Source organism: Algoriphagus pacificus, assembly GCF_017254845.1.
GTDB lineage: Bacteria > Bacteroidota > Bacteroidia > Cytophagales > Cyclobacteriaceae > Algoriphagus > Algoriphagus pacificus.
The window spans coordinates 420,640-444,530 of the sequence record NZ_JAFKCU010000002.1 but is presented as its reverse complement, the minus strand read 5'-3'; the positions used below and the strand labels follow the sequence as shown (position 1 = coordinate 444,530).

The window sequence follows — 23,891 nt, the reverse complement described above, 5'->3', positions numbered from 1 at the left end:
TATTGAAATGAAAGCATTAGTAATAACTGAAGTTGGAAAAACTGAGGTTCAGGAAGTAGAAAAACCCAAAGTTGGATCAGGAGAAGTTTTGGTTCGCGTGGGAATGGTTGGATTCTGCGGAGGAGATCTGAATAGCTTTAGAGGGTTATTTCCCTTACAAGAATACCCAAATATCCTGGGACATGAAGTGGGCGGAACCATAGAAGAAATCGGACCTAATGTCCCTGATTCTATTAAAGTAGGAACCAATGTCACCATTTACCCCTACCAAAATTGCGGAACTTGTAAAGCCTGTAGAAAAGGCAGACCCAATTCCTGCAAGACCAATAAAACCATGGGAGTGAGACGACCCGGGGCCATGACTCGATACATCTCGGTTCCTTATCAGGACACATTCCCTTCAAGTAAGCTTTCGCTCCGCGAACTTGCCTTGGCAGAACCGCTAACAGTTGGTTTTCATGCGGCAGAAAGAGGGAGGATTACTGATGAGGATATTGTCGCTGTTTTAGGTTGTGGCATTGTGGGTATGGGCGCAATTGCTTCTGCTGTAGAAAGAGGAGCGCAAGTTATTGCAATTGATTTAGATGACAATAAATTAGAAATCGCCAAGAAAATTGGCGTTGCCCAAACGATCAATCCTAGCAAAGAAAACCTTCACGAGGCTCTTCAGAAATATTCCAATAACGATGGTCCAGATGTAATCATAGAGGCGGTAGGAAGTCCGGCAACTTACAGAGCTGCAGTAGAGGAAGTTGCTTTTACGGGACGAGTGGTTTGCATTGGCTATGCTAAAAAAGATGTGGACTTTAACACCTCGCTCTTTGTGCAAAAAGAGATTGAAATCCTCGGTTCCAGAAATTGCTTGGGTGACTTCCCGACTGTTATCAAATATCTGGAAGAAGGAAAATTTCCGGTTGATGATGTGATAAGCAAAGTAGTTACCATAGATGAAGCGCCTCAAACGATGATAGACTGGGATGCAAATCCTGTCGGAATCACCAAATTAATGATAGACTTTGACCAAGCATAAAATGATTAAATCTAGTACCACCATAGCTCTAGTCCCACAAATCACCTATGGCCCTTGGATCTATTGGCATGACTTGGAAAAAGGCATGGAAAAGGCTTCCGATCTTGGTTTTGACGCGATTGAATTATTTACGCCCGCCTCAGACACTATAGCAATAGATAATCTGAAGCAGCTTTTACAAAAATTCAATCTAGAACTTTCTGCTGTTGGAACAGGTGCCGGAAAAGTAATTCATGGCTTGACTCTGACTGATCAAAATCCTGATATCAGAAAAAAGGCAATTTCCTTTATCTCTGACATGATTTCCTTTGGTGCAATCTTCGGAGCTCCAGCCATCATTGGCTCTATGCAAGGAAATGTTTTGGCAGGAAATGACCGTGAAAAAACACTTTTCTGGCTAGCTGAAGCTTTAGAAATTCTTGGAGAAAAGGCTGCAGAAGCAGGGACATTCTTGATATATGAACCGCTCAATCGCTATGAAACCAACTTAATGAATACTCTGCAAGCTGGAGTTGAATTTTTAGAAAAGCTCAAAACAAAACACGTAAAATTGCTGGCAGACTTGTTTCACATGAATATTGAGGAGGCTGATATGGCTGAAAGTATCCGGTCAGCTGGTTCTTATATTGGTCATATTCATTTTGCCGACAGCAACAGAAAAGCCATTGGTTTGGGTCATACAGAAATGGATTCAGTGGCCCAAGCAATTAAATCGATCAACTATTCAGGTTTTATTTCTGCAGAGGCATTTCCTGAACCAAGCTCTGATGAAGCGGCTTTACAGACGATTCAATCTTTCAAAAAATATTTTCGATAAACCCAGACACCATGAAGCGATTTTGCCTCACGTTGGATTTAATAGACGACCCGGAATCCATCAAAGAATACGAACAGTATCATGCCTCAGGGAATGCCTGGCCTGAAGTAACCCAGCATGACATCGATTGTGGAGTGACCAATATTGAAATCTTCCGCACAGGGAATCGGATGTTTATGATTCTGGAAACAACGGATGAATTCACCTTTGAGGAAAAAGCGAAGATGGATGCAGCAAATCCTAAGATTCAGGAATGGGAAAACCTGATGTGGAAATACCAGCAAGCAATTCCTTGGGCGAAACCAGGAGAAAAATGGGTCTTGATGAAGAGAATTTTCAAATCAGGAGAATAAACCATCTATTTCATTCTGCTTCTTTGGTAAGTGAAAAACACCATTGGTAAAACTCCAACTGAAATTTTTAAGATTTCAGAAAAAATCCCCCATACTTGTAACAGCCCAAATGATCTGTTCAACATCATTTCTAATACCCAACACTAATTTCATGAGAAATTCAATTTTTGGCCTTTTGGCAATTTTACTTGCATTTGGCTGTTCCAGTCCAGAAACGAAAGAAAAACTTCCCCGAATCGCTATCGCTGGTTTGGCCATAGAATCCAGCACCTTCTCCCCTGCTCAAAGTGATGCTGCGGCATTTCGTACAAGAGTGGGAGAAGAAATATTCAGCTATTATCCTTTTCTGGATTCAGGTTCAGTAGACAGAGGTAGAGCCGAGTGGTTTCCAACTTTAAGAGGTCATGCGATTCCGGGTGGAATTGTAACAAGAGAAGCCTATGATTCCTTAGTTGGAGTGACTCTGGAAATGCTCAAAGAAAACCTTCCTTATGATGGCTTATTCTTTGACATCCATGGCGCCATGAGCGTGGTGGGTTTGGATGATCCTGAAGGAGATTTCATAGCCAAAGTGCGGGATGTGGTAGGAACAGAAACGCTAATTTCTACCTCGATGGATTTGCACGGTAATGTTTCTGAGCGATTGGCCCAACACACAGATTTGATTACCTGTTACCGAATGGCTCCTCACGAAGATGCTTTGGAATCCAAACAAAGAGCTGTCGAGAATATGCTTGACAGATTGGAAAGTGGTAAAGGCAAACCTGCTTACAAAGCCTGGATTCCAGTACCTATCCTGCTTCCGGGTGAGAAAACCAGTACCCGAATTGATCCGGGAAAGAGCCTCTATGCGAAAATCCCTAGCCAGATAGAGAAAGAGGGAGTGATCGATGCAGCTATCTGGATTGGATATGCTTGGGCTGACGAACCAAGAAATCATGCCGTAGTGATGGTCACTGGAGATGATGAAAAAGCTGTTTCCGAATCTGCAGAATACCTGGCAAATAGCTTTTGGGATGTGAGAAATGAATTTGAGTTTGTAGCTCCAGTAGCAACATTGGATGAAAGTCTTAAAATGGCTTTGGCTAGTGACAAAAAGCCTTATATGATTTCTGACATGGGAGACAATCCTACTGCAGGAGGCGCTGGGGATGTAACGTGGACTATCACTGAAGTTTTGAAAAGGCCTGAATTTAAATCTGAAGATGGTCCAACCTTAATCTATGCATCGATTCCAGGACCTGAATTCGTGGAAAAAGCGGTGGAAGTTGGCGTGGGTGGAACAGTAGAAGGAACTGCCGGAGCAGCAGTAGATGATCGCTTTGCTCCACCGGTGCCATTAAAAGGAACAGTAGAATTCATCAAAGAAGGAGACAGAGCTGCAGAGGTGGAAGTAGTGGTAAAAATTGGTTCGGTTCATGTAATCGTCACCAAAAAGAGAAAACCTTATCACAATGAAAGCGACTTCACTGAATTGGGGTTAAATCCGAGGGAAGCCGATATCGTGATGGTTAAAATCGGGTATTTAGTTCCTGAACTTTATGATATGAGAGGTGATTGGGTGATGGCATTGACTCCAGGCGGAGTGGATCAAGATCTGGAAAGATTGGGATACCAACGCATCAAAAGACCAATGTTCCCGCTCGATAAAGACATGCCTGATCCAGACTTGAGCACACAATTCATTCCTGCTTCAGATCAACTGAAATAATGGCTTTAGAAAATTAATTTAAAATGCTGTTCTCAAAAGGAGCAGCATTTTTTTATCTTCAATTTAGATACCCGATTTAATCCCATGAAAAAACTGATTTTTCTTCTTCTTTTCCTCGGAACAACCATTTCCTCTTTCTCACAGGAAAAACCACTTTCTGATGAAATACAAATCCAAAATTTGGTGCAGGAATCTTTCGACGTTTTGTTTTCCTCCTATAATCTCGACCAACTAGATAGATTTTACACTCCTGATATCAAAATCTTGGAAAATGGCGAAATCTGGGACATGGGTATCATCAAAGGAATTTTGGAAAATGCTAAAAAACGAAACTCAGGAGAGCGTGTCAATAAAATTGATTTTATAGAAACCCGGGTGGACCAAAACATGGGCTATACGATCTATCATAATTATGCGACGTTTTTAAAAGACGGAGAAGTCACTCGTGAGATTCATTGGATTGAAAGTGTGATTGCCGTTAAGACTGAGGATGGGTGGAGAATCAAAAATCTGCATAGCTTTCCTGCCGCAGACAAATAAGAAAAACAATGAAGTTTAGATTACTCATTTTCTGTTTCTGTTTTTTGCTTGCTACCAAAGCGAACTGCCAAGAAAAAACTCCCATTTCTGGAGATACACAACAGATCTTGTTTTTGGGGAATAGCATCACTTATGCGGGTCAGTATATCGCATTTATCGAAACCTATTACCGTTTAAAACATCCTGAATCAACCATAGAATGGATCAATCTGGGCCTCCCGAGTGAAACTGTTTCCGGACTTTCCGAGGAAGGACATGCCGGTGGGGCTTTTCCAAGGCCGGATCTCCATGAGAGAATAGATCGGATATTCGAGCAGATTCTACCCGATCTTGTCTTTGCAAATTATGGTATGAATGATGGCATTTACTTGCCTTTGGATGATTCTCGCTTTCAAAAATATAAAGATGGAATCGAATGGCTAGCAAGTGAAATTGCTTCCATAAATGCCCAAAGTATTTTCCTTGCGCCTCCTATCTATGATCCAATTAAAGGAGAAGCCTATGCAAATGTGCTGGACAATTATTCGGATTGGTTGATCAGCAAAAGGTATACAGACGATTGGGAAGTCATTGACTTGCATTGGCCGATGCGGAAATATTTGGAGGACCAACGAAAAACGGATTCGGAATTCTTTTTGGCTAAAGACGGGATACATCCTGGTGAATTGGGACATTGGTTGATGGCCAGACCGATTTTGGAATATCTAGGTCTTGAAGCTGAAGAATTTGGCACCTTCCAATCCGCTATTTCAGAATTTGAAAACGGAGAAAAAATATTCAATTTGATTTCTAAAAAACAGGCAATTCTTCGGGATGCTTGGCTTCGGTCCACGGGGCATTTGAGACCTGGATTGGCAGAAGGCTTGCCTCTGGATGAAGCATATATTCAGGTTGATTTACTGGAAAAAGAAATTCGGGATTTACTGCACTAACTCATGCAAAAAGGAAGATTAGAAGCATTTAGCGATGGGGTTTTGGCGATTGTCATTACCATTATGGTTTTGGAAATAAAAGTACCCCATGGGCATGAACTCGCAGATTTGAAACCTCTCATCCCTGTGGTTCTCAGTTATATTTTGAGCTTTATTTATCTCGGAATTTACTGGAATAATCATCACCACATGATGCATACTGTCAAGCGTGTTTCGGGGCCTATCCTTTGGGCAAATCTTCATCTTTTGTTTTGGCTTTCCTTGGTGCCATTTGTAACGGGGTGGATGGGTGAAAACAACTTTGCTCCTATGACCATGGCGCTTTATGGAGGGATTCTTCTGATGGCTGCAATTGCCTATTTTATTTTACAGAATCTCATCATCCAAGAACATGGGACAGAGGGGATTTTGGCAAAAGCCGTGGGCTCGGACTTTAAAGGGAAACTTTCTCCGATTCTATACATTCTTGGGATCGCATCCTGTTGGATCAATAGCTGGATTTCAGCTTTATTTTATATCCTTGTGGCTTTGATGTGGCTAATCCCAGATAAAAGAATCGAGCGAACTCTCGAGGAAGAAGAATCTATAAACTAACTCATGAACCTCAACACCAAGTTAATTTTCACACTAAGTGCTGTGTTTTTAGGATTGATAGGCATTGACCTTGCCTTTATACCTCAAGAAACTGCGGCATTTTTCGGTCTTCCTGAAGCTGCTTCTATTTTTTTACAACTTACTGGCGCCTTATATTTTGGCTTTGCGATGATTAATTGGATGGTCAGAGGAAGTACGATTGGGGGAATTTATAATCGCCCCATTGCCGTGGGGAATTTTACCCATTTTATCATGGGAGCTTTGGCTCTGCTCAAATTTCTCCCTCAACATTTCGATCAGATTCCCTTCTTGATCCTGGCGGGGATTTACACTGTATTCGCAGTGATTTTTGCCTTAATTTTATTCACACACCCTCTTCAAACAAAAAATGGAAAATCTACATAAAACCTCATTTCAATTTATCAGTGAACCTTCTGATGTAAATTTTGGAGGAAAAGTCCATGGAGGCGTGGTGATGAAATGGATCGATCAGGCAGCTTATACTTGCGCCAGGACTTGGGCAGAAAGCTATTGTGTGACAGTGTATGTTGGTGGGATCCGTTTTTACAAACCCATAAATATCGGTGAAGTAATCAAAATAGATGCAGCAGTAATCTATACCGGAAACTCAAGCATTCACATCATGGTTGAGGTCTACTCCAGGGATTTTTCTGAGCATCAATTCGAGAAAAAAACCCATTGCATTATCATTTTTGTTGCCGTGGATGAACATGGTAATCCAAAGACAGTGAAGCCTTGGATACCTCAAACTGACCAAGAAAAGAAGTTGGAAGAATACGCCATGCGACTGAAAACCTTGAGGGAAAACATCCATAACGAGATGAAACCCTTTTTCAACGAATAGTAATTAACCAAAAAAGGCTCCAAATGGAGCCTTTTTTAATGTGCTTTCTTTTTGAAGAGCTTATGGAATAGTTCAAATATCCCAAAAGCTGCAAAACCGATTACCAAGCCAAGCAAAATATCTTTGAGTAGCGAAGGCCAGGATTCCAGAAAATGATGGAAAAACTCAATGTTATGAGAAAAAATGCCTCCAGAAACCAACACCAAAGCAACCGTTCCGATGACTCCCATTCCTTTGATGATTTTGGGAAGAGCATTGACTAAAATCCTTCCTACCTTGTCTGAAAAACTATCGTCTTCCTCATTGATCGCAATCAATCTGTAACCAAACTCATCCATTCTTACGATCAGAGCTACGATGCCATAAACACCAACAGTAGCCAATAGGGCTATTATACTTACTACAAAAATCTGAGTAGTAATCGGAGATTCTACCACTGTTCCTAAAGCAATAATTATAATCTCAACTGAAAGAATAAAATCAGTTACAATAGCAGATCTGATTTTTTCCTTTTCCCTTTTCAAAATCTCCTCTTCACTGAGATTTTCAATTAAGACGACTTTATTTTCATGTTTATGCGGCACTAAATACTCATAGATTTTCTCTGCCCCTTCGAAAGCCAGATACACCCCTCCTATGATCAAAATAATGGTGACGGCTATGGGAACAAAAGCACTTAGAAGAAAGGCAAAAGGTAAAATAATCAATTTGTTGAGTAGTGAACCTTTGGTGATTGCCCAAAGCACAGGAAGCTCTCGGTCAGAGACGAAGCCTGAAGCTTTCTCTGCATTTACTGCCAAATCATCACCTAAAATTCCTGCCGTCTTTTTCGCTGCAACTTTACTCATTACTGCCACATCATCCATTAATGTGGCTATATCATCCAGCAGCGCAAATATTCCTGATGCCATGGTTTATAAATAATCATTTAAAAAGAAAAACTACTCAATCTTTAGTGTTCAAATTGATTGGTGAAGATAAGGCCAGTATGTGTTCCTACAAAGGCTACTCTTTGATCTTTTCTAAAAACAAATTTTCAACATGAAATTGCCAATCGGAAAATTTCTTTGCTTGATTAGCTAAGTGAATGTGATGGTCTTGATCTAACACATAGTCGTCTGGTTTATTCAACACTCTGGTTTTGCCGTAAACGCTCTCTAATTCAGATTCTATGGCATTCCATTTAGCTTCCATTCCAGCTAATTCTGCTTTGGCAATGTTTCTTTCCTCTCCGCTTGGATGATCAAGTTTTGCTAATGTAAGTAAAGCCTGATTGGTAAACTGTACCACTTTGGCAACCTGCTCATAGGCTTCCAGATTATAGGTATTCCTCAAAGCTGCTTTTTTAGAAGCCTCAATCTTTGCTAAAACCTCTTCAACGATTTTCAGATTTTCTTCTGCTTTGGAAACTCTCTCCTGATATTTTGCTGTCCAGGCTCCTGCTGAATCCAAAATGGGCATTGTTATTAAAAATTCATCGGGAGTTTTACTAAGCTTTTTTAGTCTATTTCTATCTGTTCCATCCAGCAAAGCATTTTTCCAGAAAGCAACAGGTCCCTCCAGACTTTCTATGAAAGCATATTCTTCTGACGCCAAGTCAGGCCCGAACATTCGCTGACGAAAAGCTGTATGAATTTCATCTTCAGTTCTTTTTTGACCTGACCATGTGTATTCTGCGAAAGTCGCTATTCCACGCTGATACAATTCAAATAGCGGAGAATCATCATCCCAAAGTGTCAATAACAACCCATCTGCATTCAGATCAATTGAGCTTAAGGCAAAATCTCGAATATTGGCAGTATTGCTGTTTTCCAAAGGCATCAAATTCCATCGGGTCTGTCCAGCTGTTGCTCCCATCACTTTAAATCCATTTTGAGTAAACCACTGAATGGCTCTTTTATTTCCGGGAGACTCAGGCATGCTGTAATTCCAGCGCATGTAAATACAGTTCTTTGGGAACATGTCCACAAACTCATTGAGCTTGGATTCATTGACAGACCAAATGCTATCAATTTGAGCTTCACTCAAATTTCGATTGTAAATAGATCTATAAAGTCCAGCATTTTGCAATGGCATATCATCCCAAAAAATCGGAGTTAATCCTTTTTCTTCAGCATATTTACTTACTCTGTTTAGCCAGGTAAGCTGGAGCTCCAATGGGGACATCCCACTATTCCTCCCCGTGGTATGAACCTCATCTCCTCCCACGTGCAGGTAATTGGCATGTGTAAAAGCCTTTAAAGCATCCGTGTACAAGTCAAACTGGACTTCATAGGTTTTCTCATCAAGGGGATTAAAAGCCCAATCACTTTCCGGATCATCTCTTACAGAAACGTATTCTGGATGTTTTAAAATAAATGAGGCATGTCCAAGCCCTTGTACCAAAGGTGACATCCGAATATTCCTAGCCATTGCATAATCCGAAATTGCTTTCCACTCTTCAATAGAATAAGCGTCAGGTGCGGCAACTTTTGGCTGAAGTTGATAAGCTAGTTTATCCTCAATTTCAATGATAATCGCATTGATCTTCATTGCAGCGAAGCGATCCATGAGTTCGTAGTAATATTCTTTTTTCGCCAGATGATGCTTCACATCTAAATGCACTGCACGGTAAGCCAAAGCTGGCTCATCTTTGATTTCCACTAGAGGCAAATAGGCATTTTGATCTTCAGCATCTTGGATTAGCTGCTCCAAAGTCATCAAACCATACCATAATCCGGCTTCAGAATTGGATAGGATGTTTATTCCATCTGCATTGATACCTAGCTGATATCCCTCATTTTTTAATTCAAATCCCTCATCCAAGACCAAAGTCAAATCAGATTCATTAAAGCCTTCCAGTTTATTTCCGGAGGTAAATTCATGTTTCGCTTTTTCCAAAACTTCTTTGATCTCCGAAGGATTCAATCTAGAGAATCCCATCCAAGAGACTTCTGCTGGAACCGGAAGGAGTTGGAAGTTTGCCTCTTCCTTTAATGCTGGGGAACATGCGTAACTAATGAGAAGTGCGAAAATTAAAATGGATTGGAAGGCAAATTTCATGGTGAGACTTTTACAGCTATGAAAATCATTTAAAAAGATAGAACCTAAAATAAAAAAAATTCTGCCGCTAGCTGGATTACTTAAAGAAAATCAGGGATTCGGACCTAGCTCAAGCTTTTATCTTGCCTAAATCCAAGCTTTGAAGAACTTAATTCATTCCCAGCCTTTTTTATTGGGCAATTTTATTTAATTTTTAGGTTTAACCAGAGGTAATTCAAACCTACCAACCCAAAATAAACCTAGTTCCCACATGCTTACCCTCCTGATTATCCTGGTGGCGCTTGCTTTTATCATGATCGCCATCGTCAAATTTGACATTCATCCATTCTTGGCTCTTTTTGTAGGTGCAATTTTTTATGGATTGCTTTCCGGAATGTCTACGGATCTTATTCTCAAATCAATTTCTGATGGTTTTGGAGGAGTACTGGGCAGTATAGGTTTATTGATCTTACTAGGTGTGATGATCGGGACATTCTTGGAAAAAACGGGTGGAGCCTTAGTTATTGCACAGAAAATACTCTCTTGGATCGGTGAAAAACGCGTCACTTCGGCCATGCTTTTCAGTGGTTATATTTTGTCGATTCCAGTGTTTGGAGATAGTACCTTCATCATGATGAATCCGATCAGCAAGTCACTTTCTCTTAAGGGAAAAGTGCCTTATGCTGCTACTACAATAGCTTTGGCTTTAGGAGCAACTGCATCACATTCGTTGGTTCCCCCAACTCCAGGGCCTATTGCAACTGCCGGAATTTATGAGGCAGACCTTGGAATGGTTATTTTCTGGGGCCTCATTGTCAGTTTAGTAACATTGATTCCCAGCTATATTTTTGTCAATAAATTCGTTTCCAAGATTCCTTTGGAGCCAAAATTCGCCACTACAAACCCTGAAAAAGAAACCAAGAAAGCTCCTACTCCTTTCAATTCTTTCTTGCCCATCATTATTCCTTTGGTCTTGATCGTTTTGGCGTCCATCGCGAAATACCCTACCCAACCATTTGGAGATAACAGTTTTACGAACATCATTTTATTCTTGGGAAGTCCTGTCATAGCGCTTTTGATTGGAGCATTTTTATCATTTTCTCTTCCTTCAAAATATGACAAAAAACTTCTAAGCGCCAGTGGTTGGATTGGTGAAGCAATGCTGATCGCTGCCCCGGTTATCCTGATCACCGGAGCAGGTGGAGTTTTTGGGAAAATGCTTCAAAATTCAGGGATAGGCGATTTGGTCAGTTCCAGCTTAAGTGGCGCAAGCTGGGGGATTTTCTTGCCATTCTTAATTGCTTTTTCTCTAAAGACAGCCCAAGGATCTTCTACAGTTGCAATGATCACCACAGCTTCGATCATTGCTCCTTTGCTGGCTACTTTAGGACTGGATTCAGATACGATGCGTGTATTTGCCGTATTAGCAACGGGTGCAGGTGCCATGGCCATCTCCCATGCGAATGACAGCTTCTTTTGGGCTGTCACTCAGCTCTCGGGACTCTCGATCAAGCAGGGGAATAAATCCCATAGCTTTGGCACATTTATCATGTCAATCACGGCCATTCTGATGATTTACGTGATTACTTTGTTGTTAAACTAGTCCAAGATTCTCAGCATATTCATGAAAAAGCTACTCCTTTTGATTTTTGCTTTTTCGATTTACCAAACTGGAAAATCCCAGATTCTCAAGCACCCGATTCCTGATAAACTGGTTGTTCTGACCTTTGATGATGCACCGGCAAGTCATTATTCAGTTGTCGCTCCATTATTAAAGGAATATGGTTTTGGAGGCACCTTTTATGTGTGCGAATTCCCTCCAAATTCTCAGGATAGCACACTCTACATGAATTGGAGACAGATCCAGCAATTAGATAAAATGGGGTTTGAAGTAGGGAATCATACACATCACCATGCCAATGTCTCTAAGTTAGATCAAGCCAAATTCATCGAAGAACTGAGGTATATCGAGCAAAAATGTGATTCTCTTGGAATTCCTAACCCAAGCACCTTTGCCTATCCAGGTTATGGATTAAATGAACAGGCTTTGATATATTTAGAAGATTTGAATTATTCTAGCGCCCGTGCAGGAGGAAGCAGAGCCTATGATCCATTAACTGACCATCCCTATTTGATTCCTAGTTGGGCAACTGATGAAAATAATAAAGAGGAAATTTTTGAGGCTTTGAAACAAGCTAAAGATGGAAAAATAGTCATCCTCACCATTCATGGAGTACCTGACATTGAACACCCTTGGGTCAATACACCTCCCGCGCTATTCAAAGAATATTTGAATTTTTTACAAGAGAATAACTATCGGGTGATCTCTATGGAAGGTTTGGCTGATTATATTGATTTTACTGAGGCCAAAGAAAAAATCTCACCGGACTTTACTAAAAAGCTGAATAATTAGGCATAAAAAAAGGTGAGCTGAAATCAGATCACCTTTTCTGTTTATTCTGTTACTTATTTTTTTAGATCAAATCTGTCTAGGTTCATAACCTTATCCCAAGCAGCAACGAAGTCTTTTACGAATTTTTCACCTGAATCAGCACATCCATAAACTTCTGCAATCGCTCTAAGCTCAGAATTTGAACCAAAGATCAAATCGACTCTTGTACCAGTCCATTTTGGTTCACCAGTAGTTCTGTCGCTACCAACAAATACATTTTGAGCATCAGTGGTACCATTCCAGGTAGTTCTAAGATCCAATAGATTAACAAAGTAATCATTTGTCAAAACTCCAGGCTTGTCAGTAAATACTCCGTGTTTCGCACCATTATAATTGGTACCCAAAACGCGCATTCCACCAACCAACACAGTCATTTCAGGTGCCGTCAAAGTCATCAATTGAGCTTTGTCAATTAACATTTCCTCTGCTGAAGCTTTGTGTTTTGGAGCGTAATAATTTCTGAAACCATCTGCTGCTGGTTCCAATGCGTCGAAGGATTCGATATCAGTTTGATCTTGAGAAGCGTCACCTCTTCCTGGAGTGAAAGGAACTTTCACATCATATCCAGCATCTTTAGCAGCTTTTTCTACTCCAGCACAACCTGCAAGTACGATAATGTCAGCAATTGAAATCTGCTTTCCTCCAACTTGCTTGCTATTAAATTCAGTTTGGATTCCTTCCAAAACTTCCAAGACTTTTGATAATTGTGCTGGGTTGTTTACTTCCCAATTTTTCTGAGGAGCTAATCTCACTCGAGCACCATTGGCACCACCGCGTTTATCAGAACCTCTGAAAGTAGAAGCAGAAGCCCAAGCCGTTGAAACCAATTCAGAAACTGAAAGACCAGAAGCTAAAACTTTTGCCTTAAGGTCTTCTACATCTGAAGCATCTACGAGTTTATAATTTGGAGTAGGAATTGGGTCTTGCCAAAGCAACTCTTCTGAAGGAACTTCTGGACCTAAATATCTAGCTACAGGCCCCATATCTCTATGAGTCAACTTAAACCAAGCTCTAGCGAAAGCATCTGCAAACTCCTCAGGATTCTCGTAGAAATGTCTAGAAATTTTCTCGTATTCCGGATCAAATTTCAAAGCCAAATCTGTCGTCAACATTGCAGGAGCATGTTTTTTAGATGGATCATGAGCATCAGGAACTGTTCCAGCACCTGCTCCACCTTTTGGAGTCCACTGATAGGCTCCTCCTGGACCTTTGGTCAATTCCCAATCAAATCCGAAAAGATTTTCAAAGAAGTTATTGCTCCATTTTGTAGGGGTAGTAGTCCAAGTCACTTCAATACCACTGGTGATAGTATCAGCGGCATTTCCAGTTCCGTAAGAGTTCTTCCATCCCATACTCATTTCTTCGATAGGAGCTCCTGCAGGTTCTGCAGCTACAAATTTCGTTGGATCTGCTGCACCGTGAGTTTTACCGAAAGTATGGCCTCCAGCGATAAGCGCTACAGTTTCGTAATCATTCATAGCCATACGGCCAAAAGTCTCACGAATATCTTTTGCAGCTCCAATTGGATCTGGTTGACCTTTTGGTCCTTCTGGGTTCACATAGATCAAACCCATGTGAGTAGCACCTAGTGGGTTTTCCAAAACTCGATCTCCGCTGTATCGGTCTTCATCACCCATCCATTGGCCTTCAGAACCCCAGTACACATCCTCCTCAGGCTCCCAGATGTCTTCACGACCACCACCGAATCCAAAGGTTTTCAATCCCATGGATTCCAATGCACAGTTACCTGTCAAGATCATCAAATCTGCCCAAGAAAGTTTCTTGCCATATTTCTGCTTGATTGGCCATAATAATAATCTGGCTTTGTCAAGGTTGGCATTATCTGGCCAGCTGTTCAAAGGAGCAAAACGCTGAGTTCCTGAACCTCCTCCTCCTCTTCCATCTTGAATTCTATAAGTACCGGCACTATGCCAAGCCATTCTGATAAAGAAAGGACCATAATGACCAAAATCTGCCGGCCACCAATCCTGTGATGTTTCCATCAACTCGAAGATATCTTTCTTAACTTCCTTCAAATCAAGTGAGTTGAATTCTTTTGCATAGTCAAAAGATTCTTCCATTGGATTTGAAAGAGAAGAATGTTGACGCAAAATGTTAAGTTTTAATTGGTTTGGCCACCAGTCACGATTGCGCATTCCTCCACCAGCAACTGCTTTCATTGATCCGCCGGTGAAAGGGCATTTTGATGCACCGTTGTTTACATCGAAACTATTTCCATTTGACGAATGATTATGAGGGTTATCCATATATGTTAGGGTTTTAGTTTTAATTCCAATTGTGAAGATATCAAAAATATAATTTATAGAATATTAATTTTGATAGATAAAACCTATGACTATTTTACTTAGTCAATCTCTTTTTGAGGATCAGTAATTTAAGAAAATTTGAGCCAAACAGGTAGCTGGTTTTCTCTAAACTGATTTAAATCATCAATCCAATAAGTCTTTAAATTCACAACTCTCATGACTCTCCAAACATCCTTATTGTTTGAAATTAATTTTTACAGCAGATTCCAGTAATTCAAAACTTCAAATGCAGAAAACATCTCAATCTTGAATCTTCCCCTACTTATTTTTCTTGAGTTTTGGATAAAAGGTAGTATTTTGAAACCTATCTAATTGATTGAAAGAGTCTTGTCAATAATTTCACTTTACCCACACTAATTAACTTATACTTATGGTTCCATTTTTTATCATCCTCGCTATCGCTTTGTTCATCGGACTTATGATGATCAACATTTACAACAGCTTTGTCAAAAACAAAAATACGGTCAAAGACGCTTGGAGCAATATTGACGTGGCTTTAAAAAGAAGATATGATCTAATCCCAAATTTGGTTGAGACGGTCAAGGGATATGCAGCTCATGAACAGGAAACTTTGGAAAAAGTAATTCAGGCTAGAAACGCAGCCATGGCAGTTCCATCTGGAGACATCAATAAACAAATTGAAGCAGAAAATCAGCTCCAGAAAACCTTGAGAAGCATTTTTGCTTTGAGTGAAGCTTATCCGGATTTAAAAGCCAATACAAACTTTTTACAACTTCAGGATAAACTCAACGAGATTGAAGAAAACCTCGAAAGAGCCAGAAGATATTACAATGGAACAGTCCGTGAAAACAATACCTATGGAGAAAGCTTTCCAGGTGTGCTGTTTGCGGGAATGTTTAATTACCAGCATTTCGAATATTTCGAGGCTGAGCCAGAAAGCAGAGAAAATGTCAAAATTGATTTCTCTAAATAGTCTGCATCTTTCCAAAATAGTCTTCAGTAACCCAAAGCTTCATTAAATTTTGAAAAAGGTAATTTTTCTCTTATTCCTGTTTTCCCTGCAATTCGATCTTTTTGCGCAAGGATATTCAGTCAATTCCTATAAAGTGGACATAACCCTTTCGGAAGAAGGTTTTTTTGATGTCGTTGAGAAATATGACCTGTTTTTTGAAGTTCCCAAGCATGGAATCTATCGGAAAATCCAGACCAATTATGACTTTGTAACGATGGATGGATCTCGTGAAGAGCGAGATATTCAAATCACTGATATAGAAGTTCTGAATTATAAGTTTGAAAAAAGCTCCAAGTTTGAGCAACGCCTAAATGGTTCTGCCCAAATCAAGATAGGTGATGCTGGCTTTACCATTGAAGGTCCACAGACTTTTGAAATTCGCTACCGTGTTTACAATGCCTTTATCCATGAAAATAACCAAGTTCAATTTTACTGGAACCTGAAACCATTGGACTGGGAGCCAGGGTTCAAGAATATTGAATTCAACATTAGACTTCCAGAAAATACCACTATTGGGGATGGTGATTCCTATATCTACACAGGTGAATATGGAAATTCTGAACCCAGTACAGACTTTACTACCACCTATTCAAATGGAGTCTATTCTGGCAAAAGTGTGGATGATTTTATTTCTTACCAAGGAGAAAGTGTTACTGTTTTGCTGAAGCTTCCTGCAGCTAGTATTAAGGAAATAAAGCCTATTTGGCCATTCTGGACAGATTACGGCTGGACCATTTTGCTTGCAGGGCTATTTTTTGGGTTTTTTAGAATTTGGAAAAAGCACGGACAAGACGACAAAGTAACCACAACCACCAGTTACTATCCACCAGAAGGATTGGATCCTGCCATGGTCGGTTATTTGATTGATGATTCCAGCGATAATCAAGACTTGATTTCTCTGATTCCTTATTGGGCTTCCCAAGGCTTTATAAAAATTGAGGAAATAGATAAAAAAGGTTGGTTTGCTAAGGATGACACCAAGCTTATCAAATTACAGAACCTTGGAGATGATGTACCAGACTACCAGATCAAACTTTTCAATGGTTTATTCTCAAAATATGGATCGAATGATGAAGTTTTGGTAAGTAGTCTGAAGGACAAATTCTACACAACTATGGGCAGTGCTTCTAGTGCTTTAAAAGATGCAGCTCAAATCTATTATGTGAATGAATCTAGGAAAATCAGGAATTATACCATTGCAGGATTAATTTTCCTTATCATTATCCTAACTCCAATGAATTTCTTTTTCTGGGGAATTCTAGCAGCTGTGTGCACGGTGGTTTCTTGTATTTTTCTATTGATTATGAGTCAGTTTTTAATCAAAAAGAACAAAAAAGGGAGTCAGATTTTATCTGAGTTGAAAGGCTTCAAATCCTTCATCAGAGTGGCTGAGGAAAATAAATTGAGGATGCTTTTGAAAGAAGATCCCAGTTATTTTGAGACCACTATGAGCTATGCATTGGCTTTTGGTCTTTTTGAAAGGTGGACCAAGAAATTTGATGCATTGCATTTGCCTCCACCTACTTGGTATTCCTCCACATCAGGAAGGATGACATCTATGAATCATTTTTCTCAATCCTTTTCTAGCTCCATTAGTGCTACTCAATCCAACATGGTCAGTTCACCATCTAGCTCTGGAAGTTCAGGAGGAGGAGGCTCTTCAGGAGGCGGTTTCGGAGGTGGAGGCGGAGGAAGCTGGTAAACTCCAAATACCACCAAACCATGCTTATTCTACTAATTTCACCCATTTTCATTTGACTGAACTAGATGATAAAATCGATCACTTTTGCGGCTGTCTTCCTGTTTTCATCAGTCATCCTCAGCACTGAAGAAAAACCTAAAATCCTTATTATCGGTGATTCTATTTCCATCGGCTATACACCTTTTGTTCAGGAAAAATTTGGTGAGTCTGCTATCGTCGTACATAATCCCGGAAATGCGCAACATACAGGAACTGGCCTTGACAAAATTGATGAATGGATCGGTGAAGAGGATTGGGATATCATTCAATTCAACTGGGGATTGTGGGATTTATGCTATCGCCATCCAGACTCCAAAGAATATGGAAATCGTGATAAAATAAACGGGACTCTTACTTATTCTTTGGAGGAATATCAGGCAAATCTTGATGCTCTAGTAACAAAAATCCAAAAGCTTTCTGATGCAAAATTGATTTTTGTCAGCACTACCTATGTCCCAGAAAACGAAGCAGGGAGATTCAAAAAGGATCCTAAAAAATATAATCAAGTTGCCAAAAAAGTCATGAAGGAACATGGAGTCTTAATCAATGATCTATATAATCCTTCCATTTCGATTCATAAAAGCAATGGACTTGGGGATAACGATGTGCATTATACTCCAGAAGGATATGAACAGTTGGCCGAGATCATCTATGAATTTTTAGATAAAGAAATCCGATAACTCCCCCGTCGTTTTACTACAGTTTAGTCAACCTTTTGGCATATTTGAAGAGAAAATTTGAGGCAAATGAAAAATAGTGTTTTTATCGCAACCAGCTTAGATGGCTTTATCGCAGGAAAAAACGATGAATTGGACTGGCTTTCAACTTTTCCTGAGATAGATCATATTGATACCGGTTATGAAGGATTCACTTCACAGATCGACGCACTTCTGATGGGAAGAAATACCTATAAGGTTGTTGAAGCTTTTGAAGGAGAATGGTTCTATAAAAAACCTGTTTTTGTCTGGAGCAATTCTATGACTGAAATTCCCGAAAGATTATCGGGTAAAGTGTTTTTGGTCAAAGGTTCAATTCAAGAAGTGTTGACTGAAGTTCATAGCAAAGGCTTTCATCACCTTTACATCGATGGGGGCAAAACTATTCAAACTTTTTTAGCTGAAGACCTGATCGATGAGATGATCATTACCACCATTCCGGTTCTTTTGGGAGAAGGTATTCCTCTTTTCGGTAGCCTTCCAAAAAAACTGGTCTTTAAATGTGTAAAAACCACCTTATTTTTCGATAAGGTGGCTCAAAATCATTTTGTTCGAGAGCGAGAAGTTACCTAGCAGTCCATCCTCCATCAACTGTAACCAGCGATCCAACCATGTAATTACTGGCATCTGAAGCTAAGAAAATTGCAGCTCCTTGTATTTCCTTTAGTTCCCCCCACCTTCCTAAAGCGGTGGCTCCAACAACAAACTTTTTCCCTTCTTCTGTATCTGCAATAGGTAGATTCATTTCGGTTAGAAAAGGTCCAGGACAGATCGCATTGACATTGATATTGAAAGGTGCAAATTCTAATCCTAAAGCCCTTGTCATTTGAACTACGGCACCTTTGCTGGAAGTATATGGAGTTCGATTCGCTAAACCAACCACACCCAAAGTACTTGACAAATTGATGATGCTTCCACTTTTGGCAGCTTTCATATAAGGAGTAACCGCACGACAGCAAAGCCAAGTACCAGTCACATTGATGTCCATCACTTTTTGAAAATCATCCAAAGTCAATTCATCTATTGCCCCACGAATGTTAATACCCGCTGAATTAATCAAGATATCGATGCCTCCAAATGCATCATTGGCAGCTTTGGCCATGGCAATGGTTTGATCTTCATTCACCACATCCGCTTCAAAAGATATAGCTTTTACTCCATAAGCACTTGCTATCTCATCGGCGGCTTTTTTGCCTTCGTCCAAATTTCTACTGACCAACATCACATTTGCCCCAGCACTGGCAAGTCCGGCTGCCATAGCCTGACCCAAACCCTTGGATCCTCCTGTGATGATGGCCGATTTTCCTGTCAGATCAAAAAGTTTAATTCCTGGTAATTCACTCATCGTATTGCTCATTATTTTTTGTTTTTATTAAATCTTATCCAAGCCCCAAACTCTTTTCACTATAATCCAAGCAGGCTATCACATTAGCTTCTTCGAAAGCCAATCGTTCTTCTGAAGTCAAGTTAGAAACTTCTGGGAGACCTTTTTCAAAGCTGGTTTCTTTTACTTTTTTTAAAATCCTGGCTAAGGTTAAGGCATTGGAATCAGGGAAAGTCCCCCAATACTCCTCAATCAAAACAGGGATTTCCAAAGGATCTCTGGTGATCATTTCTAAGCTGAAATTGATAGTAGGGTTATATTTTTTGCATAGTTCCACCCCAGCTTTGAGGTCTACAATCCCTTCTCCCAAAGGAACTTCAGACAGTAAAAATCCTTGATCATATTCTTTGACACCCATGTCTTTCACGTGGGTAGAAAAAGCCAGCGGTGCCAAAGTGGAAATAACCTCCATGGGATCTTCCAATAAAGCCATATTATTCCCAAAATCGACCGTTACCCCAACCCACTCACTTCCTAGATCTCGGATAATTTCAGCCAATTCAGCTGCTTTCCAATCTTTGTGGTTTTCTACAGCCAATTTCATTTTATGCTTGCTTACAATTGGCTCTGCCAAAGCCAGAGAAACCAAAGCTCCTGTTTTGAAGTCAAGAAATTCTTTTTCCGAGTGGAAGTTTTCATACCTTCTTCCGTTCAAGCAGACAGTTCTCAAAACTTCCGCTCCAGCCTCTTTTGCGGCAATTACCTCTTTTTCAAAGTTGGAAACATCGGTGGAAGATTTAGGCAATCCAATGCTGCCTTCCAGATATAATCCGCTTTTTTCTCTGACATCCCTCACCTTTTTTGCAAAGTCACTTGCCCATCCATTGACGCCTACCTGGACTCCTCCAGCACCAATTTTTTCACAGTGGGCTATCAAGTCAAGGGCATTTTCAAAGCCGGGGTAAACCGAGCTGGATGTTTTCGAATGCCAGCGAGCGGCATAGGAATGAACGACAATCCCCATGGGAATTCCCGCAAGACTTTGGGGAATCTCAGGAAATGGAAAATTCATCGCCAGAGCTCCCAAACCTGCTTTCCGGATAAAATCCCTTCTTCCTTCCTGCAGTATTTGATGATTTTTTTTCATAGATATTTTGGGCTATTGTCGTTCTAGTTGAATTCACTGGCATTTAATTTTTCTACATGCTGATTCAATTCAGCTGGAGACCAAGGGTACACTCTACCTTGCGAAGTCACCCTCATTTTTCCGACAGTTCTTCCTGTTACTGCAGTCGCTTGATTTCCCCATTCATTTCTAATGTAGGTCAAAATCGAAGCAATACTTGAATCATCCATTGTAGAATGTGCGGGCATGACAGGAAGAATTTCAGGAGCATCGTATTTTTTACCATCTACTTCGATTGCTCCTTCCAAGCCATGCAGTAAAATCAGAGTTAATCGATTTTCATCCCCTAAAACCCATTCAGAATTGGCAAGCGGTGGACCCATCCTATTCAGACCTTTCCCGTTTGCCCCATGGCAACTTGCACAGCTAGCAAGGAATTTTTGCCTTCCTTCAGCAAATTGTTTCAGCTCTTTTCCCTCCAAATTGCCTTCCGCAGTTGTGATTTGGCTTGGATCAAAACCCGGCCAAGAAAAAAGCCTTTTTAACATGGCGATTCGATTGGATTCCAGAGGCAGGTTTGCCCTTTTAAATAAATTTGGTTCGGAGGAATATGCCACAAAACCTACTTCTGGAGAATTTCCGGATTGAATGGCCATAGAGGCCAATACAGCATGTTCCTTCCAGCCCATATCATCTTGGTCTATCAAGCTGATAAGATTTTTAATTTCGCCTTCATCCGCTTTTTTTATAATTGCAGCAGTGAGCATTTCCAACACCATTTCTTTATCAGATTGGGATTTACCCCAGTTTTCCTGATTCCACAGCGTCTTCAAAAAATCAAACTCTCTATCTTCCAAACTACTCAATACAGCGTCTCTTATGAGTGGATCTTCGCCTTGATTTTGGAGGATATTTGTCAATACAACTTGATTGTTTTTGTCATTAAGAGCATAGGAACTCAAAGCCAGTTGAAGTCCCAATTCCGGACCTGGATTTTGAGACATGGCAATCATTTTTTCTCCTAACCTTTCTTGAAGTAAGGGATTTGTCTCCACCTGCTTATCCAAAACCCTTAAAGCATTGGCCTGAACCAGTTCATCTTCATGATTCAATAGGTCCATTAAAAATTCTGAATCTGCAAGCCCCAAACCTTCCAAAGTCCACAAAGCATGGATAGCCCCATAGTTTTCAGAAGAATTCTTAGCCAGATTTTTTAATTCAGTCTCAATAGCGCTAGCATTTCTCTCAATCAAAAGCCTTTGAGCCATATCTCTATACCAACCATCTGCATGAGAGAGAAATTCCGCCAATTCTTGATCAGTTTTCTGGGAGAGTTTTTCAGGTGCTTTTACTTGAGCATTTTCAGGAACAATTCTCCAGATTCTGCCCATATGAACAGGAGCATCCAATCTCCTCTCAATCGTCTGTTCTTTGAGATACTCCGTCATGTATGCCACATGCTGGACAATCCCATGATACATATCGACTATGTAAAGCGCTCCATCAGGGCCGACCGAACCATGGACGGGCCGAAATCTTTCATCAGTAGAAGCTAAAAATTCAGTACCTGGGTTGGGATCTTTTGCCTCCAGATAAACTCCTTTTTCAGTGACCAAATTTCTTTTGACCAGATTCCCGGCATTTTCCATCACGAAAATATTCCCATGAAATTCTTCTGGAAATAAGTTGCTTCTATAAACTACCGGTGAGCAAGCAGAGGTAAATTCCAGCAATTTTCCCTCTTCATCTAAAGTACCTGGAATATAACCTCGATTTACAGCAAGATTGGATCGGATTGGATAAACTCTTCTGTCTATTGTCAATCCATAATCTATACCCACGGATGGGGTGTAGTTTTTATTTTCAAAAATATAATTCGCAGGCACCAAGTCTCCATGAAGCTGAGACCAATTGTAATTATAGATTAGCCTGCCTTTATCGTCTTGGGAAATCCCCCATTGTCCACGAAACTCAGTAGAATCCCGTATCCATTCATCTCCCTGAAGTCTATACCTGAGGCGGGACTTGGCGCTGTAATACCAGTTGTCTAAATTCCTCACAAATCCATTATCGGTGTGCTCGACTACACCACTTTTGGAATAAGTGGAATCCAATAGAACTTTAGAGTCTGATTTTAGGTCTCCATCAAGATCTTTAGTCACCCAAAGTGCATTATTTTCAGCTACCAAAGCTCCTCCGGAAAACAAACCGATGGATCTCGGCATGATCAAACTGTCGAGATAAATTGTCGATTTATCCATTTCTCCATCCCCGTCCGTATCCTCCAAAACAGAAATTCTTCCGATGGGTTTCTCCTCCTCACTTGCTTCCATGTCTGACATGTAGCCTCTCATCTCAACTACCCAAAGTCTTCCATCCTCATCAAACTGAATAGCCACAGGCTCTTGTACCATCGGTTCAGAGGCTACTAATTGGATTTTAAAGCCAGGTTCCAGCTGGAAGGTTTTAAGCTCTTCATCGGGTGATTTTGGAGCTGAAATGCCTCGTATATCTTCGCTATCGGTAGGGGAACAAGCAAACATCAGGGACACCAGCAACAGGATGCCCGCATAGCGGTGAATCGACATAGGTTTATTTTGGGTTATTATTCCATCCTTCTACATTAATTTTATTAAAAGGACAGTTTTCCTAATTTGACACTTATTCGATTGATTCACAAGACTATTTTACCAAACGGTTAAAAAAATCCGGATTACTTTTGACACTTTTCACGAATTAATTTTGATCTACATATGCTAACAATCAAGCCAATTTTTGCTCTACTGCTAATAGCTTTGGCCTCTCTTTTCACTTATTTCATCACAGTCAGCCAGATTACTTCAAATACTTCAGAAGTATTGATTTCGTCGGAAGAAACTTGGAATGGAAACCCAATTCCTGCCTATCCTGAGGGGAAACCTAAAATTTCTATTTTGAAAATCACCATAGGCCCGGGTTCAACTTTACCTAAGCATCTTCATCCAGTAATCAATGCAGGAGTTCTTTTGACAGGAGAACTTACCGTAGAAGATGAATTTGGAAATAAATTAAAAATGAAAGCTGGCGATCCTATTATCGAGGTAGTTAATACGGTTCATTTTGGAGTCAATTCCGGAGATGTCCCAGCAGAAATCATTGTCTTTTATGCTGGAAGTGAAGGCATGACCATTACGAAAGTGTTGGAGGAAACAAATCCTTAAAAAAATTATCTTCTAACAATCGATGAGTATTCAAAAGCAAACATAGAAACCTAAAAAGATCTATTGTTTTCAGATTATCAATTATTTAATTCTCAAAATTAAGTTCTCCTCTTTATTTTTTTGTCAATTAATTTGGCCGAATTTTACGAACTCAATAAGAATCAAACCT

At 40.2% G+C, this 23,891-nt stretch carries 22 protein-coding genes; 16 read left to right on the top strand and 6 right to left on the bottom strand.

All coding sequences use genetic code 11. The annotated features are described in order from the left end of the window. Positions 1-7: 7 nt before the first annotated feature. The 9 genes from J0A69_RS08680 (at position 8) to J0A69_RS08640 (ending at position 6,842) form a co-directional block, all read left to right on the top strand. Positions 8-1,030, top strand: a complete 1,023-nt coding sequence (locus tag J0A69_RS08680) for a zinc-binding alcohol dehydrogenase family protein (RefSeq protein WP_206586165.1) — start codon at positions 8-10, stop codon at positions 1,028-1,030. Between the two features lies 1 nt (position 1,031). Continuing rightward, positions 1,032-1,847, top strand: a complete 816-nt coding sequence (locus J0A69_RS08675) for a sugar phosphate isomerase/epimerase family protein (protein ID WP_206586164.1) — start codon at positions 1,032-1,034, stop codon at positions 1,845-1,847. Between the two features lie 11 nt (positions 1,848-1,858). Beyond that, positions 1,859-2,200, top strand: coding sequence for an L-rhamnose mutarotase (locus tag J0A69_RS08670; protein ID WP_206586163.1), 342 nt, complete (start codon positions 1,859-1,861; stop codon positions 2,198-2,200). A gap of 151 nt (positions 2,201-2,351) precedes the next feature. Further along, a complete protein-coding gene (locus tag J0A69_RS08665; RefSeq protein WP_206586162.1) occupies positions 2,352-3,911 on the top strand; it encodes a M81 family metallopeptidase in 1,560 nt (519 codons plus the stop codon). A gap of 84 nt (positions 3,912-3,995) precedes the next feature. Further along, positions 3,996-4,451 carry a nuclear transport factor 2 family protein gene (locus J0A69_RS08660; protein WP_206586161.1) on the top strand — a complete coding sequence of 152 codons (456 nt, stop codon included), beginning with the start codon at positions 3,996-3,998 and terminating at the stop codon, positions 4,449-4,451. Positions 4,452-4,459: 8 nt separating this feature from the next. Beyond that, positions 4,460-5,383 (top strand): SGNH/GDSL hydrolase family protein, encoded by a 924-nt coding sequence (locus tag J0A69_RS08655; protein WP_206586160.1) that lies wholly within the window; start codon positions 4,460-4,462, stop codon positions 5,381-5,383. Positions 5,384-5,386: 3 nt separating this feature from the next. Next, the gene (locus tag J0A69_RS08650; protein ID WP_206586159.1) at positions 5,387-5,977 is read left to right on the top strand and encodes a TMEM175 family protein; all 591 of its coding nucleotides are present in this window, start codon (positions 5,387-5,389) and stop codon (positions 5,975-5,977) included. Between the two features lie 3 nt (positions 5,978-5,980). Then, positions 5,981-6,382: a hypothetical protein gene (locus tag J0A69_RS08645; protein ID WP_206586158.1), complete on the top strand. Its 402-nt coding sequence runs from the start codon at positions 5,981-5,983 to the stop codon at positions 6,380-6,382. Beyond that, entirely contained in the window at positions 6,366-6,842 is a 477-nt protein-coding gene (locus J0A69_RS08640; protein WP_206586157.1) for an acyl-CoA thioesterase, read from the top strand. The genes J0A69_RS08645 and J0A69_RS08640 overlap by 17 nt, the downstream gene beginning before the upstream one ends. 35 nt (positions 6,843-6,877) lie before the next feature. Here J0A69_RS08640 and J0A69_RS08635 read toward each other — a convergent pair whose 3' ends face one another. Both J0A69_RS08635 and J0A69_RS08630 read right to left on the bottom strand, forming a co-directional pair. Further along, positions 6,878-7,753 carry a DUF808 domain-containing protein gene (locus tag J0A69_RS08635; protein WP_206586156.1) on the bottom strand — a complete coding sequence of 292 codons (876 nt, stop codon included), beginning with the start codon at positions 7,751-7,753 and terminating at the stop codon, positions 6,878-6,880. 94 nt (positions 7,754-7,847) lie between these two features. Next, entirely contained in the window at positions 7,848-9,884 is a 2,037-nt protein-coding gene (locus tag J0A69_RS08630) for a family 20 glycosylhydrolase (protein WP_206586155.1), read from the bottom strand. A 250-nt stretch (positions 9,885-10,134) separates the two neighbouring features. Here J0A69_RS08630 and J0A69_RS08625 point away from each other — a divergent pair, with 250 nt between their 5' ends. Next, a complete protein-coding gene (locus tag J0A69_RS08625; protein ID WP_206586154.1) occupies positions 10,135-11,466 on the top strand; it encodes a GntP family permease in 1,332 nt (443 codons plus the stop codon). Between the two features lie 21 nt (positions 11,467-11,487). Next, entirely contained in the window at positions 11,488-12,276 is a 789-nt protein-coding gene (locus tag J0A69_RS08620; protein ID WP_206586153.1) for a polysaccharide deacetylase family protein, read from the top strand. 53 nt (positions 12,277-12,329) lie between these two features. Here J0A69_RS08620 and katG read toward each other — a convergent pair whose 3' ends face one another. After that, positions 12,330-14,582 carry a catalase/peroxidase HPI gene (katG, locus tag J0A69_RS08615; protein WP_206586152.1) on the bottom strand — a complete coding sequence of 751 codons (2,253 nt, stop codon included), beginning with the start codon at positions 14,580-14,582 and terminating at the stop codon, positions 12,330-12,332. 430 nt (positions 14,583-15,012) lie between these two features. Here katG and J0A69_RS08610 point away from each other — a divergent pair, with 430 nt between their 5' ends. From J0A69_RS08610 to J0A69_RS08595, 4 genes are all read left to right on the top strand, one after another. Then, on the top strand, positions 15,013-15,576 hold the full coding sequence (locus J0A69_RS08610) for a LemA family protein (RefSeq protein ID WP_206586151.1): 564 nt from the start codon (positions 15,013-15,015) through the stop codon (positions 15,574-15,576). A gap of 49 nt (positions 15,577-15,625) precedes the next feature. Continuing rightward, on the top strand, positions 15,626-17,317 hold the full coding sequence (locus tag J0A69_RS08605) for a DUF2207 domain-containing protein (protein WP_206586150.1): 1,692 nt from the start codon (positions 15,626-15,628) through the stop codon (positions 17,315-17,317). Positions 17,318-17,382: 65 nt separating this feature from the next. Further along, positions 17,383-18,036: an SGNH/GDSL hydrolase family protein gene (locus J0A69_RS08600; RefSeq protein WP_206586149.1), complete on the top strand. Its 654-nt coding sequence runs from the start codon at positions 17,383-17,385 to the stop codon at positions 18,034-18,036. A 66-nt stretch (positions 18,037-18,102) separates the two neighbouring features. Further along, a complete protein-coding gene (locus tag J0A69_RS08595; protein ID WP_206586148.1) occupies positions 18,103-18,645 on the top strand; it encodes a dihydrofolate reductase family protein in 543 nt (180 codons plus the stop codon). Here the strand turns inward: J0A69_RS08595 and J0A69_RS08590 are convergent. Genes J0A69_RS08590 through J0A69_RS08580 form a run of 3 tightly spaced genes read right to left on the bottom strand, consistent with a single transcriptional unit; the run spans position 18,638 to position 23,110 of the window. Further along, positions 18,638-19,417: an SDR family NAD(P)-dependent oxidoreductase gene (locus J0A69_RS08590; RefSeq protein WP_206586917.1), complete on the bottom strand. Its 780-nt coding sequence runs from the start codon at positions 19,415-19,417 to the stop codon at positions 18,638-18,640. The two genes, J0A69_RS08595 and J0A69_RS08590, sit on opposite strands and share 8 nt — an antisense overlap. Before the next feature lie 34 nt (positions 19,418-19,451). Continuing rightward, positions 19,452-20,543 (bottom strand): sugar phosphate isomerase/epimerase family protein, encoded by a 1,092-nt coding sequence (locus J0A69_RS08585; protein ID WP_236032759.1) that lies wholly within the window; start codon positions 20,541-20,543, stop codon positions 19,452-19,454. Between the two features lie 23 nt (positions 20,544-20,566). Further along, positions 20,567-23,110: a DUF7133 domain-containing protein gene (locus J0A69_RS08580; RefSeq protein WP_206586147.1), complete on the bottom strand. Its 2,544-nt coding sequence runs from the start codon at positions 23,108-23,110 to the stop codon at positions 20,567-20,569. A gap of 165 nt (positions 23,111-23,275) precedes the next feature. Here J0A69_RS08580 and J0A69_RS08575 point away from each other — a divergent pair, with 165 nt between their 5' ends. Next, positions 23,276-23,722 (top strand): cupin domain-containing protein, encoded by a 447-nt coding sequence (locus J0A69_RS08575; RefSeq protein WP_206586146.1) that lies wholly within the window; start codon positions 23,276-23,278, stop codon positions 23,720-23,722. Positions 23,723-23,891: the final 169 nt, after the last annotated feature.

Excerpts from the sequence above, each read along its gene's own strand:
- J0A69_RS08625 (WP_206586154.1), top strand. The coding sequence starts at position 10,135 with ATGCTTACCCTCCTGATTATCCTGGTGGCGCTTGCTTTTATCATGATC.
- J0A69_RS08680 (WP_206586165.1), top strand. The coding sequence starts at position 8 with ATGAAAGCATTAGTAATAACTGAAGTTGGAAAAACTGAGGTTCAGGAA.
- J0A69_RS08595 (WP_206586148.1), top strand. The coding sequence starts at position 18,103 with ATGAAAAATAGTGTTTTTATCGCAACCAGCTTAGATGGCTTTATCGCA.
- J0A69_RS08600 (WP_206586149.1), top strand. The coding sequence starts at position 17,383 with ATGATAAAATCGATCACTTTTGCGGCTGTCTTCCTGTTTTCATCAGTC.
- J0A69_RS08635 (WP_206586156.1), bottom strand. The coding sequence starts at position 7,753 with ATGGCATCAGGAATATTTGCGCTGCTGGATGATATAGCCACATTAATG.
- J0A69_RS08650 (WP_206586159.1), top strand. The coding sequence starts at position 5,387 with ATGCAAAAAGGAAGATTAGAAGCATTTAGCGATGGGGTTTTGGCGATT.
- J0A69_RS08620 (WP_206586153.1), top strand. The coding sequence starts at position 11,488 with ATGAAAAAGCTACTCCTTTTGATTTTTGCTTTTTCGATTTACCAAACT.
- katG (WP_206586152.1), bottom strand. The coding sequence starts at position 14,582 with ATGGATAACCCTCATAATCATTCGTCAAATGGAAATAGTTTCGATGTA.
- J0A69_RS08610 (WP_206586151.1), top strand. The coding sequence starts at position 15,013 with ATGGTTCCATTTTTTATCATCCTCGCTATCGCTTTGTTCATCGGACTT.
- J0A69_RS08575 (WP_206586146.1), top strand. The coding sequence starts at position 23,276 with ATGCTAACAATCAAGCCAATTTTTGCTCTACTGCTAATAGCTTTGGCC.
- J0A69_RS08630 (WP_206586155.1), bottom strand. The coding sequence starts at position 9,884 with ATGAAATTTGCCTTCCAATCCATTTTAATTTTCGCACTTCTCATTAGT.
- J0A69_RS08665 (WP_206586162.1), top strand. The coding sequence starts at position 2,352 with ATGAGAAATTCAATTTTTGGCCTTTTGGCAATTTTACTTGCATTTGGC.
- J0A69_RS08580 (WP_206586147.1), bottom strand. The coding sequence starts at position 23,110 with ATGTCGATTCACCGCTATGCGGGCATCCTGTTGCTGGTGTCCCTGATG.
- J0A69_RS08675 (WP_206586164.1), top strand. The coding sequence starts at position 1,032 with ATGATTAAATCTAGTACCACCATAGCTCTAGTCCCACAAATCACCTAT.
- J0A69_RS08645 (WP_206586158.1), top strand. The coding sequence starts at position 5,981 with ATGAACCTCAACACCAAGTTAATTTTCACACTAAGTGCTGTGTTTTTA.
- J0A69_RS08660 (WP_206586161.1), top strand. The coding sequence starts at position 3,996 with ATGAAAAAACTGATTTTTCTTCTTCTTTTCCTCGGAACAACCATTTCC.
- J0A69_RS08585 (WP_236032759.1), bottom strand. The coding sequence starts at position 20,543 with ATGAAAAAAAATCATCAAATACTGCAGGAAGGAAGAAGGGATTTTATC.
- J0A69_RS08640 (WP_206586157.1), top strand. The coding sequence starts at position 6,366 with ATGGAAAATCTACATAAAACCTCATTTCAATTTATCAGTGAACCTTCT.
- J0A69_RS08655 (WP_206586160.1), top strand. The coding sequence starts at position 4,460 with ATGAAGTTTAGATTACTCATTTTCTGTTTCTGTTTTTTGCTTGCTACC.
- J0A69_RS08590 (WP_206586917.1), bottom strand. The coding sequence starts at position 19,417 with ATGAGTGAATTACCAGGAATTAAACTTTTTGATCTGACAGGAAAATCG.
- J0A69_RS08670 (WP_206586163.1), top strand. The coding sequence starts at position 1,859 with ATGAAGCGATTTTGCCTCACGTTGGATTTAATAGACGACCCGGAATCC.